This window comes from Turicibacter sp. T129, assembly GCF_025594975.1.
GTDB classification, from domain to species: Bacteria; Bacillota_I; Bacilli_A; order MOL361; family Turicibacteraceae; genus Turicibacter; species Turicibacter bilis.
In genome coordinates, this window is record NZ_JAMQUU010000021.1 from 1 (window position 1) to 17,350 (window position 17,350).

At 34.1% G+C, this 17,350-nt stretch carries 14 protein-coding genes; all 14 read right to left on the reverse strand.

What is annotated here, in order from left to right:
• Positions 1–161: 161 nt before the first annotated feature.
• The 14 genes from gpmI to NEH75_RS04530 all read right to left on the reverse strand — a co-directional run bounded on the left by gpmI (position 162) and on the right by NEH75_RS04530 (position 17,330).
• Complete coding sequence (gene gpmI / locus NEH75_RS04465) at positions 162–1,703, reverse strand: 2,3-bisphosphoglycerate-independent phosphoglycerate mutase (RefSeq protein WP_055276022.1); 1,542 nt, start codon at positions 1,701–1,703, stop codon at positions 162–164.
• Between the two features lie 247 nt (positions 1,704–1,950).
• Positions 1,951–2,910: a DNA-binding protein WhiA gene (gene whiA, locus NEH75_RS04470; RefSeq protein WP_055276020.1), complete on the reverse strand. Its 960-nt coding sequence runs from the start codon at positions 2,908–2,910 to the stop codon at positions 1,951–1,953.
• 4 nt (positions 2,911–2,914) lie between these two features.
• Positions 2,915–3,895 carry a uridine diphosphate-N-acetylglucosamine-binding protein YvcK gene (locus NEH75_RS04475; RefSeq protein ID WP_055304832.1) on the reverse strand — a complete coding sequence of 327 codons (981 nt, stop codon included), beginning with the start codon at positions 3,893–3,895 and terminating at the stop codon, positions 2,915–2,917.
• A gap of 11 nt (positions 3,896–3,906) precedes the next feature.
• A complete protein-coding gene (gene rapZ, locus NEH75_RS04480) occupies positions 3,907–4,776 on the reverse strand; it encodes an RNase adapter RapZ (RefSeq protein WP_055276016.1) in 870 nt (289 codons plus the stop codon).
• 31 nt (positions 4,777–4,807) lie between these two features.
• A complete protein-coding gene (locus NEH75_RS04485; RefSeq protein WP_055241975.1) occupies positions 4,808–5,281 on the reverse strand; it encodes an NUDIX domain-containing protein in 474 nt (157 codons plus the stop codon).
• A 174-nt stretch (positions 5,282–5,455) separates the two neighbouring features.
• Positions 5,456–6,283: a putative manganese transporter gene (locus NEH75_RS04490; RefSeq protein ID WP_055304830.1), complete on the reverse strand. Its 828-nt coding sequence runs from the start codon at positions 6,281–6,283 to the stop codon at positions 5,456–5,458.
• Positions 6,284–6,440: 157 nt separating this feature from the next.
• The gene (trxB, locus tag NEH75_RS04495; RefSeq protein ID WP_055241979.1) at positions 6,441–7,370 is read right to left on the reverse strand and encodes a thioredoxin-disulfide reductase; all 930 of its coding nucleotides are present in this window, start codon (positions 7,368–7,370) and stop codon (positions 6,441–6,443) included.
• 1 nt (position 7,371) lies between these two features.
• Positions 7,372–8,019 carry a pyrophosphatase PpaX gene (gene ppaX, locus NEH75_RS04500; RefSeq protein WP_055304828.1) on the reverse strand — a complete coding sequence of 216 codons (648 nt, stop codon included), beginning with the start codon at positions 8,017–8,019 and terminating at the stop codon, positions 7,372–7,374.
• Between the two features lie 47 nt (positions 8,020–8,066).
• Positions 8,067–8,933, reverse strand: coding sequence for a prolipoprotein diacylglyceryl transferase (gene lgt, locus NEH75_RS04505; protein ID WP_055241983.1), 867 nt, complete (start codon positions 8,931–8,933; stop codon positions 8,067–8,069).
• Positions 8,934–8,991: 58 nt separating this feature from the next.
• A complete protein-coding gene (gene hprK / locus NEH75_RS04510) occupies positions 8,992–9,930 on the reverse strand; it encodes an HPr(Ser) kinase/phosphatase (protein ID WP_055241985.1) in 939 nt (312 codons plus the stop codon).
• A gap of 90 nt (positions 9,931–10,020) precedes the next feature.
• Positions 10,021–10,560 carry a phage holin family protein gene (locus NEH75_RS04515; protein WP_055241987.1) on the reverse strand — a complete coding sequence of 180 codons (540 nt, stop codon included), beginning with the start codon at positions 10,558–10,560 and terminating at the stop codon, positions 10,021–10,023.
• A 465-nt stretch (positions 10,561–11,025) separates the two neighbouring features.
• Entirely contained in the window at positions 11,026–12,063 is a 1,038-nt protein-coding gene (locus NEH75_RS04520) for a 3D domain-containing protein (RefSeq protein ID WP_237252705.1), read from the reverse strand.
• A gap of 526 nt (positions 12,064–12,589) precedes the next feature.
• Entirely contained in the window at positions 12,590–15,424 is a 2,835-nt protein-coding gene (gene uvrA, locus NEH75_RS04525) for an excinuclease ABC subunit UvrA (protein WP_055304826.1), read from the reverse strand.
• Positions 15,425–15,449: 25 nt separating this feature from the next.
• The gene (locus tag NEH75_RS04530; protein ID WP_055304824.1) at positions 15,450–17,330 is read right to left on the reverse strand and encodes a sensor histidine kinase; all 1,881 of its coding nucleotides are present in this window, start codon (positions 17,328–17,330) and stop codon (positions 15,450–15,452) included.
• Positions 17,331–17,350: the final 20 nt, after the last annotated feature.

Consider the following 17,350-nt stretch of genomic DNA (forward strand, 5'->3'; position numbering starts at 1 on the left):
ACACCTTTGAACAAAAAAATAAAAGGAATCAAACTGCTCAATGAGCAGCTTAATCCCTCACGATTACAGGTATAAAATTTCTTCACCCACACCAGTTGACAAAGAGCCATTAAAAAGGACGCTGCTCATTAGCAACGTCCTTTTATAACTTATTAAATCAATTATTTAATAATTGATTTTCCTGTCATTTCAACTGGTTGTTCTACACCTAATAACTGTAACATTGTAGGAGCTAAATCTCCTAAGTTTCCACCGTCGCGTAATTCGATTCCTTCTTTAGTTACGATTACTGGAACAGGATTAGATGTATGAGCTGTGTAAGCTCCACCATTTTCATCTTCTAATTTTTCAGCGTTTCCATGGTCAGCAGTGATGATTGCAACTCCACCTTTAGCGATGATTGCATCTACTACTTTACCTAAACACTCATCTACAGCTTCTAATGCTTTAACTGTTGCATCGAATACTCCAGTGTGTCCAACCATGTCTGGGTTAGCAAAGTTTAAAATGATTGTATCATGAATATCTTTGTTGATTTCAGCAACACAAGCGTCTGCTACTTCGTAAGCTGACATTTCAGGTTTTAAATCATAAGTTGCAACTTTTGGCGAGTTAATTAATACACGAGTTGCTCCTTCGATTTCTTTATCTACTCCACCGTCGAAGAAGAATGTTACGTGAGCGTATTTTTCAGTTTCAGCGATACGTAATTGTTTTAATCCGTTTGCTGAGATAACTTCTCCGTAAGTGTTAGCTAAATCTTGTAATCCGAAGACAACTGGTCCTTTAACAGCATCTCCATAAGACATCATTGAGATGAAGTAAACATCTTTAGGTCCTTTAGATGGATCTAATGCTGGCTTACCTTCTTTAGCATAGTTCGCTACGTTTTCTGGATTTGATAAAGCGATTGCGATTTGTTGTGCACGGTCAGGACGGAAGTTAGCGAAGATTACTGTATCTCCATCTTGAATTAATCCATTTGCATCAACAACGAATGGAACAACGAATTCATCTAAGATATCGTTTTTGTAAGAAGCTTCCACACCAGCTTTAGCTGATTCGAATTTTTCACCTGTTCCTTGAGTCATTGCATCGTAAGCTAATTGAGTACGATCATAGTTTTTATCGCGGTCCATTGAATAGTAACGTCCTGAAACAGTTGCTACTTTTCCAATTCCGATTTCAGCTAATTTAGCTTCTAAAGCTTCTACGTATTCTAAAGCTGATTTTGGAGCAGTGTCACGCCCATCTAAGAATGCATGTACATAAACTTCTTTTGCACCTTGAGCTTTTGCAGCTTCAACTAATGCATAGATATGTTCATTGTGAGAATGAATTCCACCTGGAGATAATAATCCCATCACGTGAACTTTTTTATCATTTTCTAATGCATGCTTGCATCCTTCAGCGATAACTGGATCATTCTTTAACTCACCGTTTTTAACTGCTAAGTTAATGCGAGTTAATGATTGATAAACAATACGTCCAGCACCTAAGTTTAAGTGACCTACTTCTGAGTTACCCATTTGTCCTTCTGGTAATCCAACACCTAATCCAGACGCCTCTAATGTATTATGAGGGTATGTATTGAATAAACGATCTAAGTTTGGCATTTTAGCTGCTTTAACTGCATTTCCAGCTGTTTCATCGCGTAAACCAAAACCGTCTAAAATAATTAATGCTACAGGTTTTTTAGTCATAATGTTACCTCCTTCATCTTATCTAATTTATAGTATACTAAACTTTAATTCACAAGTACAAGATTATCACTAATGTAAGCGGTTGTTATTTTTGTGCAAAATCATCTTTAGTATGAGCGAATTATATTATTATATGCAGTTATCATTGTATATAATAAAAACCTTATCCATAATTAAATATTACAAATAAGGCTTAATCTTCTGTTTCTAAGTTGAAACGATTAATAAGAATCATCTCGCTTTAGTTTTAATTTTCTTCTGAACGTTTTTGTTGATTTTCACGAATTTCCTCAGCCATTTCTGATAATTTACGCATACGGTGATTGATCCCTGACTTAGTCAACTTCATCCCGCGTTCCGTAGCAATTTCACTCAAATAACTTAAGTTTTCCTCAGGAAACTCTAATCGCAAATTGGCGACATACTGCAAACGTTCTGGTAACGAATTTATTCCATAAACAAGGTCAATTAGTTCAATATTATCAATTTGACGCTGAGCAGCTGCAATGGTTTTAGTTTCATTCGCAATTTCACAATTATTGAGACGATTCTCTGAATTACGAATATCTCTAAAAATTCGAACATCTTCAAAGTTTAACACTGCATTATACGCTTCAATTGCACGTAAGAAATCACTAATTTTTTCTGCTTCTTTAATATAAGTGATGTATCCTTTTTTACGTTGCAACACACGCGCATTCAAATCAAACACATTTAACAAGTCTTTCAAATCCTCTGCATGCTCTTCATCTAGTGTAAAAATTTCAAAATGGTATGAAGACGTTTCAGGATTATTAACAGAACCACCTGCTAAAAAAGCTCCACGCATATACGCTCGCTTACAACAATCATACTCAATTAAATTTTTAGCAATGCCTAAAACAAATCCCGTATCAGACATAATTCCTAATTCAGTTGCAATGTCACGAGCATTTTTCTTAATGCGAATAATATAAACATTATTCTTCTTAAGTTGCATCTTCTTTCTCGATAATAAGTCAACCTCAGTATCAAATAATTGCTTAATTAATTGTAACGTTCGACGTGCAATAGCTGCATTTTCTGTTGCGAAATCAAGAACTAAACCTTTATTTGATAATGAAATAACTCCATTCATTCGAATAAGGGCTGATAATTCTGCTTTCGCACAACAATCGTCTGACTGGATTTGAACTAATTCTTTTTTCGTTTCAGAAGCGAATGACATTGTATCACCCCTCCCTTTTTTCCTCTATATCTAATAATAACGAAAAGATAGTCGCTGCTACTTTTTTCGTATTATGACGAACTTCACCTACATTATTGTAAGAAACTAAACGACTTTTAATAACTTCAATATTCATTTTATGTAATTTTTTTTCATCTATTAAAACGACATCAGAATGTTGATCACAATAACGCTCATAAGTTTCATCATCAATTTCTTCATCATTCACAATGATTTTATCAATAAATGCATGTCCTGCATGCTCATGAAGTGCAAGCACATGATCAGATGCACTATATCCTGTCGTTTCTCCAGGCTGAGTCATGATATTACAACAATACACGCATTCTGCGGATGTTTTTACAAGTGCTTCCGAAATTTCAACTAGTAACAAGTTTGGAATAATACTCGTATATAAACTTCCTGGTCCTAATAAGACTAAATCGGCTTCCATAATAGCCTCCACAGCCTCATCAAGAGCTCTTGCATCTTCTTTTGTATAATAAACGCGTTTAATTTTTTTTTCGATTGTAGGAATGAGCGATTCGCCTTGAATGATTGTACCATCATCATACTCGGCACACAAGCACAATGGAGTGTTACATACTGGTAACACACGCCCTCTAACTTTTAAAACCTCACTTAATTTTTGAATAGCCGAAGCAAAATCTCCTGTAATATTCGTCATCGCTGCAATTAATAGGTTTCCAGTTGGATGCCCTGCTAAATCTGTCTCTCCCGTAAAACGATACTGAAATAACTCTTGTACAAGCGGTTCAACTTCAGATAAAGCAACTAAAACATTTCGAATATCTCCTGGGGGGGGAACATCAAAATCAGTTCTTAAACTACCCGAACTTCCTCCATCATCCGCTACTGTTACAATTGCGGTTATATCGATAGGGTATCTTTTTAATCCTCTTAAAATAGTTGATAAACCGGTTCCTCCACCAATGACCGCTACTTTTAAATCATATTCTGCCATACTTATTCCCCCTACTTTTTATGCGCACGGTGAATATCGCGGTGTGTTGCATTTGTTTTATAATCATTTTCAAATGCATGTGATAAATATTCCGCAATTGCTACCGAACGATGTTGTCCTCCTGTACATCCTATTCCAATAATCACTTGCGACTTCCCTTCAGCTTTATACTTAGGAATTAAAAATTGTAACAAATCAATTAGCTTGGCTAAAAACGTCGTTGTTTCCTCAAAGCTCATAACATATTCATAAACACTTTCATCTAACCCTGTTTGTGGACGCATTGATTCAATATAAAATGGATTCGGTAAGAATCGAACATCGAACATAATATCCGTGTCAATTGGTGTTCCGTGTTTAAATCCAAATGACATGAAAGTCACACTGAAATAATCATTATCAATATTTCCATACTTTGTAATAATTTGTTGTTTTAAATCTTTAGCTGCTACTCCTGTTGTATCAATCTTGAAATCTGAAATATCTAAGATCGGCTTTAATAATTCTCGTTCAGTATGAATACCATCTAATAAATTTGTATCACGTGATAATGGGTGTGTGCGTCTTGTTTCTTTATAACGCTTGACTAAAGTTGCATCATCAGCATCTAAATATAAAACATGAACATTAACAAAATGACTATCTTGTAAAAAGTATAACATCTCATCAATGGAATCAAAATCTAATGATCTTAAATCAATAACCACAGCTAAATTAACGTCATGCTCACTTGTTCCCATAATCAAATCAGTTAACTTAGGTAACAATTTAGGTGGAAAATTATCAATACAATGATATCCAACATCTTCTAGACTATTTAATACAACACTTTTTCCAGCGCCACTCATTCCAGTTACAATTAATAAATTAATCTTTTTCATCTAGATATACCCTTTCCTCTATTGAAAATATTTAAATCGCTGCTTCTACCGTAACATCATAACTTGATATAATTTTAATTAAATCATACGAAGGTGTGTAAAATTGTGTTGATACCATCGGCCCATTATGACTAATTAAATGCTTAATAATGAAACGATCACCTTCAAACATCGGTAACTCATCAATTTTATCAATATCGTGCCACTCTAACGTTCCCTCACGATTTACCTTATTCAACACGCCAGTTGCATCTGTTCCTTTAATCGTATACAACATCCATTCTTTTTGATTAGATTCTTCTTCAACAACAACTGTTGTCACAGCCCCTAGCTCCACATTCTGTAACTTTAATCCTGTCTCTTCAAAAAATTCACGGCAACCTGTCTGAAGCACATTTTCACTAAACTCAGCTTTTCCACCTGGTAAAAACCACTTTTGTCGACTTTGTTTAAATAAAAGAAGTATCTTATCATCTTTCAATAATAAACTATTTGCTACACGCATCGTTTCACCCTCTTTCATTATGAATATTATAACATATAAATAAGAAAATAGAAAAAATGATAGTGGACTCAAGTGAATGGTATACTTCTCTGTACTATTTACATGTGATTAGAAAAATAATCATACTAAAACAACTATACATTATATGTTAAAATTAATACAATGATTATTCTTTTAACTCAATATCACTAAACAATTTAATATCACTCCAATAACCACACTCAATACGTATAACACGCAAACAATCTTTAAATTTTCCGAGATCGGTCTATTTTCCTTAAATAAAACTAATAAACCTGCTCCTGCCCCTGTACAGAGTCCCGCGACAACTGCTCCAAAACTAATCATCCCTTCAAGGTAAAGCTGCGTAATCAAGATAGATGAAACACAATTAGGAACTAAACCAATAGCTGCTGAAATAAAAGGTTGCCATTTATATGCTCTCAACAACCACTGCTCAAGCACATTCTCTCCAATAACCCAAATAACTACATTCATCAAACAAGTCATAATAAATAAAAAGACAACTACTTTTAATGAACGACGGATCGCACTCATAACTATATTAGATTCATGACAATCACATGCCTTTGAACACTTTAATAAGCTATACGTATTTCTCTTCGGTTTGACATCAAAAACTTTATCCACAAAGCTACCAATCAAAATAGCATAAATAATCTTTACCACTAACAATAAAATAATAAACGCCCCTTGATCCCGATACGTTAACATTAGCGGAATGGCCTCATCAGAAGTTGAAATAAAAACGGATAATAACGTTCCAAGCGTAATGCTCCCAGCTGCATATAAACTTGAAGCGGCTACTGAAGCCCCACATTGAGGAATACATCCACCAATAGCTCCAAGTACCGGACCAAGACGATGATTTTTTAAATACGTTGTTCGTTGATTTCCCATAAATTCAAAAACAACATAAACTATAACCAATAACGGCCATATTTTTAGCGCATCGATGAATGCATCCAATACAAATTCCACTTTATCACTCCTCTTTATCAAAAAATAAAAAAGAAAACTTAGTAATCAAATGAATAGTGATTATAAGTTTTCTTTTTATTACTTTTATTAATTTCTTAATATAAAGGATACATTTAATTTTGCGATGTGTTTGTTAGTTATTAATAATCTCTAATTACTATCGAAGATTTGTTTCAATATATTTGAAAGCAGACTGAGCTGCAATTGCACCGTCATTAACAGCAGTTACTACTTGGCGAAGTTCTTTACTAATAACATCTCCCGCTGCAAATACTCCAGGAACAGGCGTCATCATTGCATGATCAACTGTGATATATCCAGCCTCATCTGTTACTTCTAATTCTTTAATCATATCTGTAATTGGATCTAATCCAATATAAATGAAGGCACCCTCTGCTTCAATATCAGAAACTTCATCTGTTTTAACATTCTTAACTTTTACTGCTCCTAATTTCCCATTCGTTTCTTCAAATGACTCAACAACTGAATCCCAAACAAATTCAATCTTATCATCAGCAAAAGCACGCTCTTGTAAGATTTTTTGAGCACGTAATTCATCACGACGGTGGATAACTGTTACCTTCTCTACTAATCCAGCTAAATAAATAGCTTCTTCAACAGCCGAATCTCCCCCACCAATCACAACAACTTTTTTCCCACGGAAGAATGCTCCATCACAGACAGCACACCAAGAAATTCCACGTCCAGATAACTCACTTTCACCTGGGACATTTAATAAGCGATGTTTTGTTCCTGTTGCAACGATAATTGTTTTCGCACGAACTGTATGGTCACCACAATCAATAATTTTTGTTCCGTCCTCAGCAACTGTAACATTTTCTACATTTCCATATGCATATTCTGCCCCTGCCGCTTGAGCATGTTCAAACATTTTCATCGATAAATCTGGACCCGAAATTTTTTCAAATCCTGTATAGTTTTCAATCTCAAATGTATTCACCATTTGGCCACCTGGTGCTCCACGTTCAATCATCACAACAGATAAACTAGCACGAGCTGCATAAATAGCTGCTGTCATTCCTGCAGGACCAGCGCCGATAATCGCTAAATCATAAATCTTTTCCATTCTAAACACCTTCCTTTTTCACAACATTTAGTAAGTCTTTTGCTTCATTTATTATATAAGTAGGATTATAGGTTTTCAAATAATCTGCACCTCGCATCGCCCACCCAACTGCAACACTTTTAACTCCTGCGTGGTTCGCACATTCAATATCATGTGAATTATCGCCAACCATCAAACATTCATCTCGATTTAAATGATAATATTTTAAAACTGTTTCAATCGGTTCAGGATGTGGTTTTGGATGAAGAATATCGTCAGATGAAACAATTAAATCAAAGTAATCAAACATCTTCAGGCATTTTAATCCTTTAAGCGTCATATCACGCTTCTTTGAGGTGACGATGACTAATGTTAATCCTAATCCTTTTAAACTCTCTAGCATTTTAATAACACCTGGAAAGACTTCAATCATCTCATCATGATTATTTTGATAATATTTACGATAACATTCAACAAACTTTTCCGGATTTTCCGGACAATATTTTTCACCTGTCTGTTGAAGCGTTGGACCAATACAATCGATAATCTCTTCATCACTCAATGTGCGATCAGAAAGGAGTTCTTCAAACGCTTGGCAAAAAGAATTAAAAATAAGATTATTCGTGTTTAATAGCGTTCCATCTAAATCAAACAAAATAGCTTTTAGCATTTGTTCCTCCTCGATTATTAATCTCTATCTTATCATATTTTATTTTTCTACTCTTTATGACTGTTTTTCACATAGAAACTTTGATATGTTATTAAGTTCTTCTTGGCAAGGCGTCTATATATGACAAGAATCAGAACTAATACAATAGTTGTAATTGAAATAAATTGGGCCATACGAATTGATTCTGTTAACATTAGGCTGTCAGTACGCATCCCTTCAACCATATATCGTCCAATGGAATACCAGACCGCATAAAAAGCTGCAATTTCTCCCACTAATAATTTCGGTAACTTTCTTAAAACAAAGACAATAAATAAGAATCCGACCATATTCCATAACGATTCATATAAGAAGGTTGGATGATAATAGGCTTCATTAATATACATATTATTTACAATAAAATCTGGAATAAACAAAGATTGTAAAAATTCACGTTGAGCATCTAAGGTAGCCCCAGGAACAACACCCCCATGAGCCTCTTGATTCATAAAGTTTCCCCAGCGACCAATTGCTTGTGCAATGATAAAGCTAACTGAAGCAATATCTGCCACTAGCCAAAAAGAAACTTTACGTTTTTTACAGAAGAAATATCCAAAGATAAAGGCTGCAATAATGGCTCCATGAATCGCAATTCCACCTTGCCAAATCTTAATAATATCTTCTGGATGTGACGAATAGTAATCCCAGCTAAAAGCAACATAATAAATTCGTGCTCCTATAATAGAAATAGGTAACCCGTAAGTAACCAAATCATAAAAGAATTCTGAGTTAATTCCCATTTTCTTTCCTTCTCTAATAGCTAAGAAAAGACCTAAAGCTACGCCGGACATAATGAATACGGCATACCAGTAAATTGTTATTGGCCCTAGTTGTAAAAACACACGATTTAAAGGTTCAATCGTTGAATGATCCACACCTATCTCCTCCATTTTTAATTAGTTTAAAAGTGAGGCTCCTATGTCCTCACCTGAACTAACTATTACTCTTGGTTTGTATATATTGATTTAATTGATTTGTAAATGCTTCTGCTGCGTTATACCCCATGACTTTTAAGCGATGATTCATTGCTGCTACTTCAATTAATGAAGCAATTGAACGTCCTGGGCGTACTGGAATTGTAATCTTTGTAATATCAGTATTAAACAGACGTGTTGTTTCATCTGATAATCCAATACGATTATAGATTTTCTCGTTATTCCAGTCCTCTAATTCAATCATTAATGTTACACGCTTTTTATGACGGTAAGCACGAGCTCCAAACATTTCTACAACATTAATAATCCCAATCCCACGTACTTCGATGAATTGTTGTAATAACTCTGGGGCTCGTCCAACAACAAGTCCTGGCTCTTTCTCAAAGATATCTACACGGTCATCAGCAATTAATTGATGTCCACGATGAATTAATTCTAAAGCTGTCTCACTCTTCCCGATACTACTTTTTCCTGTAATTAATACCCCAATCCCATTTACATCGACTAATACACCATGTACTGATTCAATTGGAGATAAAGCTTCTTCTAAATAGTTTGAGATTGCTGTGAATAATACTGTTGTTTCCTTCTCACTTCGTAATAAAGGAACTTTCGTTTGTTCTGATAGTTCAATCATCTCTTGCGGGATCTCAAAGTTTTTAGAAAAGATAATAACTGGCGTTTCATCTGTAAACAATACACGAGCTCGTTCACGACGAACCTCACTCTCTAGTGATTGAAGATATAACCACTCCTTTGTCCCAATAATTTGAACACGACGTTTAGCACTATCTCGGAAGTACTCAACAACACCTGTTAACTCCATCCCAGGACGAGATAACATTTGTTCTGTGATTGGACGATCTAACGAAAGATTTTCCGTTACAACCTCTAATTTTAATTCTTGTACTAAATCCTGAACTGTTACTACATTCATAACTTATTCACCACCAAAATTTGATTACATGTCTAATGACTATTAGAGAATTCCGTCTAATCATAACATGTGTTGATAATTCATGTGTGACTAGATATTAATTTTTAAAGAATCTTCCTTTAAAATATAGTGATTAATTCCCATTCGTAACAATGAAATAAAGACTGAAGCTAAAATAGCTAGCCCAAAAGAATTAATCTCAAATGAAGGTCCCATTAAATAATCTGCAACCCAGAGTAAAAATCCATTCACCACAACATAAAATAGTCCAAAGGTCATGATGGTTAATGGTAAAGTTAAAATGACAATAATCGGCTTTAAAATAATATTTAAAACGGTCATAACTATCGCTGTATTTAAGGCATCCCAAAAACTAGCAATATAAAACCCTTGAAACCATCCACTCGTTACCATTAAAACTAATGTATAAACAATTAGATTAATGCCAATTGACCTCATATCAAAACAGCCAACCTGTTTTGTATAAATAACTTGGGGTTGCTTTATATCTTCAGGACCCTTTTGTTTTTGACTATTACTTTGCTTAGCATTTCCATCTAAAAGATTTTCAATCACTTCTTGTTCATCAATTATTTCATGATTTGAATTTAGATCCTTCTTTTGATCCATGCTACACCCTCCTCAATCTAGCCAACTCTATTGTATCATAAGTCAACTCTATCACAACATTTTTAGTAATTGTTGTAAATTGAATTCATATTTAAGGATTTCATTAATATGAATTATTCACTCAATATTTTGGTAACTATATAGAAATAGAAATGTATTTTATAATTCTACACTAGCCTTAGTTAGTGAATTACTTTAATACAAAAGCATCCTATAGTCCAGATAAAAGTTTTTATGATCTGAAAAACTTATCTGGACTTATATATATAAAAAAGCCCGCTAACTTTAACCGATCGTCGTTAAAGTCAGCGGACTTTTTCAGAATATTTACGAAAACACGTATTCACCTTTTATAGCTTCAGCTAATGACCTAAATTATTGATTGTCGTAAGAACTTTCACTAACTGTCCATCCCTCTATAAGCATATAAAATTTAAACGGCTACTACGCTCCGTAAACGAAAGATTACCAGCCCAATCTGAGGACTTTAGTTTGTTTGTACTTTCGGCCAAAATCCCATGGATTTGTGTTGACCAGTAAATCTAAATCATTTCCAGTAATGGCACTTCCGCGATCTAAAACAATCGCTTTACCAATACCATCAATATCTACAATTGTTCCACATGGATAATCTTGTCCAGCGGCAACAATACGAACTGAACCATATGTACTATCATTATAGTAAATGGTTGAGCTAATATCTGGGTATGGTTTACACGCAACTCGTGTTCCACATCCTGCACAGTTTGTATCATATGCAGTCATATTAGCAACGAAAGATGTAATTGGACCCGTTCCAATTGCAATCGTTTTAGTTTGACCTTCGTCAACTACATTCGCCTTTACTTCAGTTTCTTCGACCTGTTCTCCATTCTTATAAACCTTTTCGATGACGTGTTCGACTACTTTTGGCGAACCTTCATTCCATACTTCTTGTTCCCCTTGTGGAATGTCGTCTGTGTAAACATACTCTGTATCTAAATTTATTTCTTCAAACACTGATTCGTATGCTTTTTCTACACGTGTAATTTCAATCTCCATATCTCCTTCAACTAAAGAAGTTTTAGCGACTGAAATCTCATCATTTGAACTTAGTTCAATACTACGTTGTTTTAATACATCGTCTACTGTTGATTCTGTTGTCATGACTAAAGTTTTGATTCCGCCATCATTAATAACTACGGATTGTGCACGATTAATCTCGATGTCCATTCCATCGTAGACTTGATCGTCAAAACTTACATTCATATCATCGAAATTTCCAACTCTTATTCCTTGCTCTTTAAGCAAGCCATCCACCGTTTGCTGATATGTGGTGAATGTATTCAGCTCTCCATTATCATTGATGTTTACTTCCTTCAAGTTGGATTGCATGACAGCGTAGATTCCAACTACAATTACGCATAATGACATAATAAATGCAATTAGATCTCGTTTCATCTCATGCGCCTGTTGCCTAAAATAACTACCATACCATTCATATGGGGGTGAGCCTTTTAGCAACAGTTCACCTCCTTCTTTACGTCCGATAAACAAGCAAGTAATCTTTCTAGAGTGAGCTTACGACGTGCTTATCATAGCACGTGGGCAAAAAGAAGGTCAACCGCCAAGCCAGTCTAAAGTTCAGTTTAATACATTTTTTATACATAAAGAACATATTTTTAAGGCAAAAAAACACAATTTGTTCGTTTTTCGCTATTTTCCCTTATTTTGTTAAACAAGTTTGTCAAATCAAGAAAAAACTAGATCCTTCTATTAGCTCTATATTATGGTATTAAAACATATATCCTTATACAATGAAAATCTCCCAAATTATATGGATTACTTGTTCAAGATATAATTAAATATTCAAGCTTTTATACATTGATAAATGATTGATATCAATCCCGTCATAATTAAAGTCTGAGTACAGAATAACTATAGAAGCAGTAACATTTGTTACAATATAAAAAATGACTACCCCTATCTAGTAATTGAGTATTTCTATAAACTAATAAAAACCCTATCTATTAAATAGATAGGGTTTTTATTAGTTCATCTGACGCTTTCGATCGCGAGTTAAAATTTTATTTAAATACTTTCCTGTATAAGAACCTTCTACATTAGCAACTTCCTCAGGTGTTCCCTTCGCAACAATTGTTCCTCCGCGTGTTCCACCTTCAGGTCCTAAATCAATAATATAATCTGCCATTTTAATCACATCTAAATTATGCTCAATAATGATGATTGTTGCTCCTTCTTCAACCATACGATTTAGAACTTTTAACAATCGTTTAACATCTTCGATATGTAAACCAGTCGTCGGCTCATCTAAAATATAAACAGTTTTATCCGTAATACGTCGATGTAATTCTGAAGCTAATTTAACACGCTGTGCCTCTCCTCCAGATAGCGTTGACGCTGGTTGACCTAATTTTAAATACCCAAGCCCTACATCACATAATGTTTTTAATTTACGTGCAATTTTAGGGTGATGTTCAAAGAATTCATAAGCATCTTCCACGGTCATGTCTAAAACATCCGCAATATTTTTACCACGATATGTCACCATTAATGTTTCGCGATTATATCGCTTTCCATGACAAACTTCGCACGGAACATAGACATCCGGTAAGAAGTGCATTTCAATCTTTAACACCCCATCTCCTCGACAAGACTCACAACGTCCACCTTTAACATTAAACGAAAAGCGACCTTTTTGATACCCACGAACCTTCGCTTCATTTGTTGAAGCAAATAAATCTCGAATATCATCAAACACACCAGTATATGTGGCAGGATTTGAACGCGGTGTACGACCAATTGGTGATTGGTCAATATCGATAATTTTCTCAATATACTCCATTCCTTTTAACTCTTTATGTTGTCCTGGCTTCTCTTTTGTACGATAAAGTTTCGAAGCAATTGAACGATATAAAATATCATTAATCAACGTTGATTTCCCCGAACCTGAAACTCCAGTTACAACATTCATCACACCCATTGGAATAGATAAATTCACATTTTTTAAATTATTTTCTTTAGCTCCCTTAATTTCAATAAAGTTACCATTTCCTTTTCGTCGTTCTTTTGGTAAGTAGATTTGTTTCTTTCCACTTAAATATTGACCAGTAATCGATTTTTCATTTTGCATCACTTCTTCTGGTGTTCCTTGTGCCACAATTTGACCACCATGTATACCAGCACCTGGGCCAATATCAATTAAATAATCGCAAGCCATCATCGTATCCTCATCATGCTCCACAACAATCAATGTATTTCCTAAATCTCGCATTGATTTAAGTGTTTCAATTAAGCGGTCATTATCACGTTGATGTAATCCAATTGAAGGTTCATCTAAAACATACAAGACACCTGATAAACGTGACCCAATTTGAGTAGCCAATCGGATACGCTGTGCTTCTCCACCTGAAAGCGAACCTGCCGAACGATTTAAGGTTAAGTAATCTAACCCTACATTAACTAAAAAACTTAGACGCTCTTTAATTTCCTTCAAGATTAAATTTGCAATTACTTTATCTTTTTCACTTAAATTTAAGTTTTCAATAAAATCTAATGCTTCTTGAATAGATAAATCAGTAAAATCATTAATATTCTTTCCATCAATTAAAACAGATAAAGCTTGCTCCGAAAGACGTTTTCCATGACATTTGTTACATGTTAAATCGGACATAAATCCTTCAATCCATTCACGCATAAATGAAGAGCTTGTCTCCATATAACGTCTCTCTAAGTTGTTAATAACCCCTTCATACGTATCGACTTTTTCTTGTTTAATTCCACTTTCAGACTGTAGCTGAAAATGAATAGGTTCATTTGTTCCATATAAGATAATATTCTTCTCTTTATCTGTTAATTGCTCGAATGGTTTATCTAAATCAATACTATAATGTCGACAAACAGTATCTAATAATTTTCGACTATAATTCTCTTCTTTTTCCCATCCACGAATAGCACCCTGTGCAATTGATAGCTTTGGATCGGGAATTAATAAGTCAACATCAATTTTCTTTTGGACACCTAATCCACCACATTCAGAACAAGCCCCAAATGGTGAATTAAATGAAAACATACGTGGCTCTAACTCTCCAACTGAGAAATCGCAATATGGACAAGAAAAATGTTCACTAAAGATTAACTCTTCTTCACCAATTACATCAACCAGTACTTTTCCACTTCCAAGTTTTAAAGCTGTTTCAAGTGAATCAGCTATCCTTGCACTTGCATCTGGTTTTAATGCAATACGGTCAACGATTACTTCAATCGTATGCTTTTTGTTCTTATTTAAATTTATTTCCTCATCTAGATCGAGCATCTCACCATCGACTCGAACACGTACATATCCATCTTTCTTTAACTGCTCAAATACTTTGGCATGTGTTCCTTTTTTTCCAACAATCATTGGAGCTAAAATTTGCATACGTGTACGCTCAGGATATTGATACAAGCGATCAACCATCTGTTCAACTGATTGTGCCTGAATTTCAACCCCATGTACAGGACACACAGGCTTCCCTATTCGAGCAAATAATAAACGTAAGTAATCGTAAATTTCAGTTACAGTTCCAACCGTTGAACGTGGATTACGATTAGTTGTTTTTTGATCAATTGAAATGGCTGGAGATAATCCTTCAATCGAGTCGACATCTGGTTTCTCCATATTCCCTAAAAACTGACGGGCATAGGCTGATAAACTTTCTACATAACGTCGTTGCCCTTCCGCATAAATTGTTTCAAAAGCAAGTGATGACTTCCCTGAACCTGATAATCCTGTCAAAACAACTAATTGATTTCGTGGAATTTCAACATCAATATTTTTCAAGTTCTGTTCTCTTGCACCTTTCACGATAATTTTATCGTTCATTTTAATTCACCTCATGACTTCTGAGTTAAGATTCATCTTCTTCAGCTAAATATTTTGAAAATGGTAAAAATAATGTAAATGTCGATCCGACATCGACTACACTTTCTACTGTTAATCTCCCACCCATTGCTTCAGCTAAACGTTTAGAAATACTAAGCCCTAATCCTGTTCCTCCAAAACGTCTTGAAATCGTATTATTTTCCTGCGTAAATGCCTCAAAAATAGATTCTAACTTATGGGATGCAATCCCCTTACCTGTATCTTGAACTTTAATACTTAAATAAGCATCTGTTTCGTTTTGATAATCTAATTCAAAGATAACTCTAATTTCTCCACTTTCAGTAAATTTAATCGCATTTGAAACTAGATTAATAATAATCTGCTTAATACGACCCTCATCACCATATAATTCATGAGGAATTTTTTCATCTACAATAAGATTAAAATCAATCCCTTTATTGGCCGCTTCAACAAGAAATAACTCTTCAACTTTATCAGCAGTTTGGAAAATATCAATCTTCTCAATACCTAATTTAACTTTCCCATCTTCAATCATTGAGAAATCTAATAACTCATTAACATGCCTTAACAATAAATCACTCGAGTATTCAATAATCTCTAATTGCTTTCTTTGTTTAGGTTGATCAATACTTAGCTTTAAAAGTTGAATGTATCCTTTTATTGCGTTTAATGGTGTCTTTAACTCATGTGAAACCTTAGCTAAAAAGAGAGTTTTAGCCTGGCTTGCTACAAGTGCACGCTTCCAAGCAAATTCTAATTCTTGGCTCTGTTTATCTTTTACATTTAATAACCGCTCATTTTCTAAATAAGCATTTCGCACCATCAAAAATGAAGGTTTCCAAATTGAACTTAGATTACGTGGTACAGTGTAATCTCCTTCTCCACAACGTTTTACATACTCAATCAACAAATAACAAGGTCTAATAATGACCACAAATAAGATATAAGAAACAAGTAAAAATAAAAAAATCAATAGAATGGTACTAAATTCAAATAAACTAATCGTCTCTTCAAGGACTGACCCAGTTAAAGAGCGATTCAGTTGATAGTAAATCATTTTTACATTATTATTCTCAGAAATATACCGATTAATATAATATCCTTCATCTTTCAAAATTTGAGAAGCTTGCTCAAAATCTGCACTCTCTAACTTTTGCTGAATCTCAAAAGGGAGATTATTTTCATTATATAAATGATTACCTATATAGTACAAACTTCGAGTAAAACGCTCTTCTTGAGAAACGAATTGTTCTGATGTTAAAGTCTCGTAAGAAAAACGAATATATCCTAATATTTGATCGTTGTATTGTACTAGTTGATAGACTGACCAAGTAGTATTTTGACGATCTTCCTCATTTACAAGATATAAATTTTCGTCCATCTTAACTATATCTAATGTGTTTAATTTTTGCTGTAACCTCTCCCTGTTACATTCATGACAATAGAATGGAATAAATTTAAAATCGATAATCTTATAATCTTCTCGATAAAGTTTCTTAGTTTGATCCAAGGTATCATTGATGATGTCTATTGTTTTTAAGTATGCAAGATAGAAGGCTCTATCTTCTTGTGGCGGCATTGAACCACCAGGTACAAACTCATCAATTAAACGTTCAATATCATCATTATTTAATGATTCAATCAACTGTAAGTTTTCTTTAAGAATCTTTAATAATTTATACTCTTCAGATTTTACTAATCGGATATATTCTCTAGTATTAGCATCCATTTCCATTCCAATACGATTTACATCTTGATCAATCTCAAAAAGTCGTTGAGAATAATTCTTTTCATAATTCAAATAAAAAGTTAAAGCAAACGAGAGTATTACAACACAAAATATAGTCCAAAACATCATGGTTAAACGCCAAAATAATCTTTTCATTTCATCCTCTTCCCGTATAA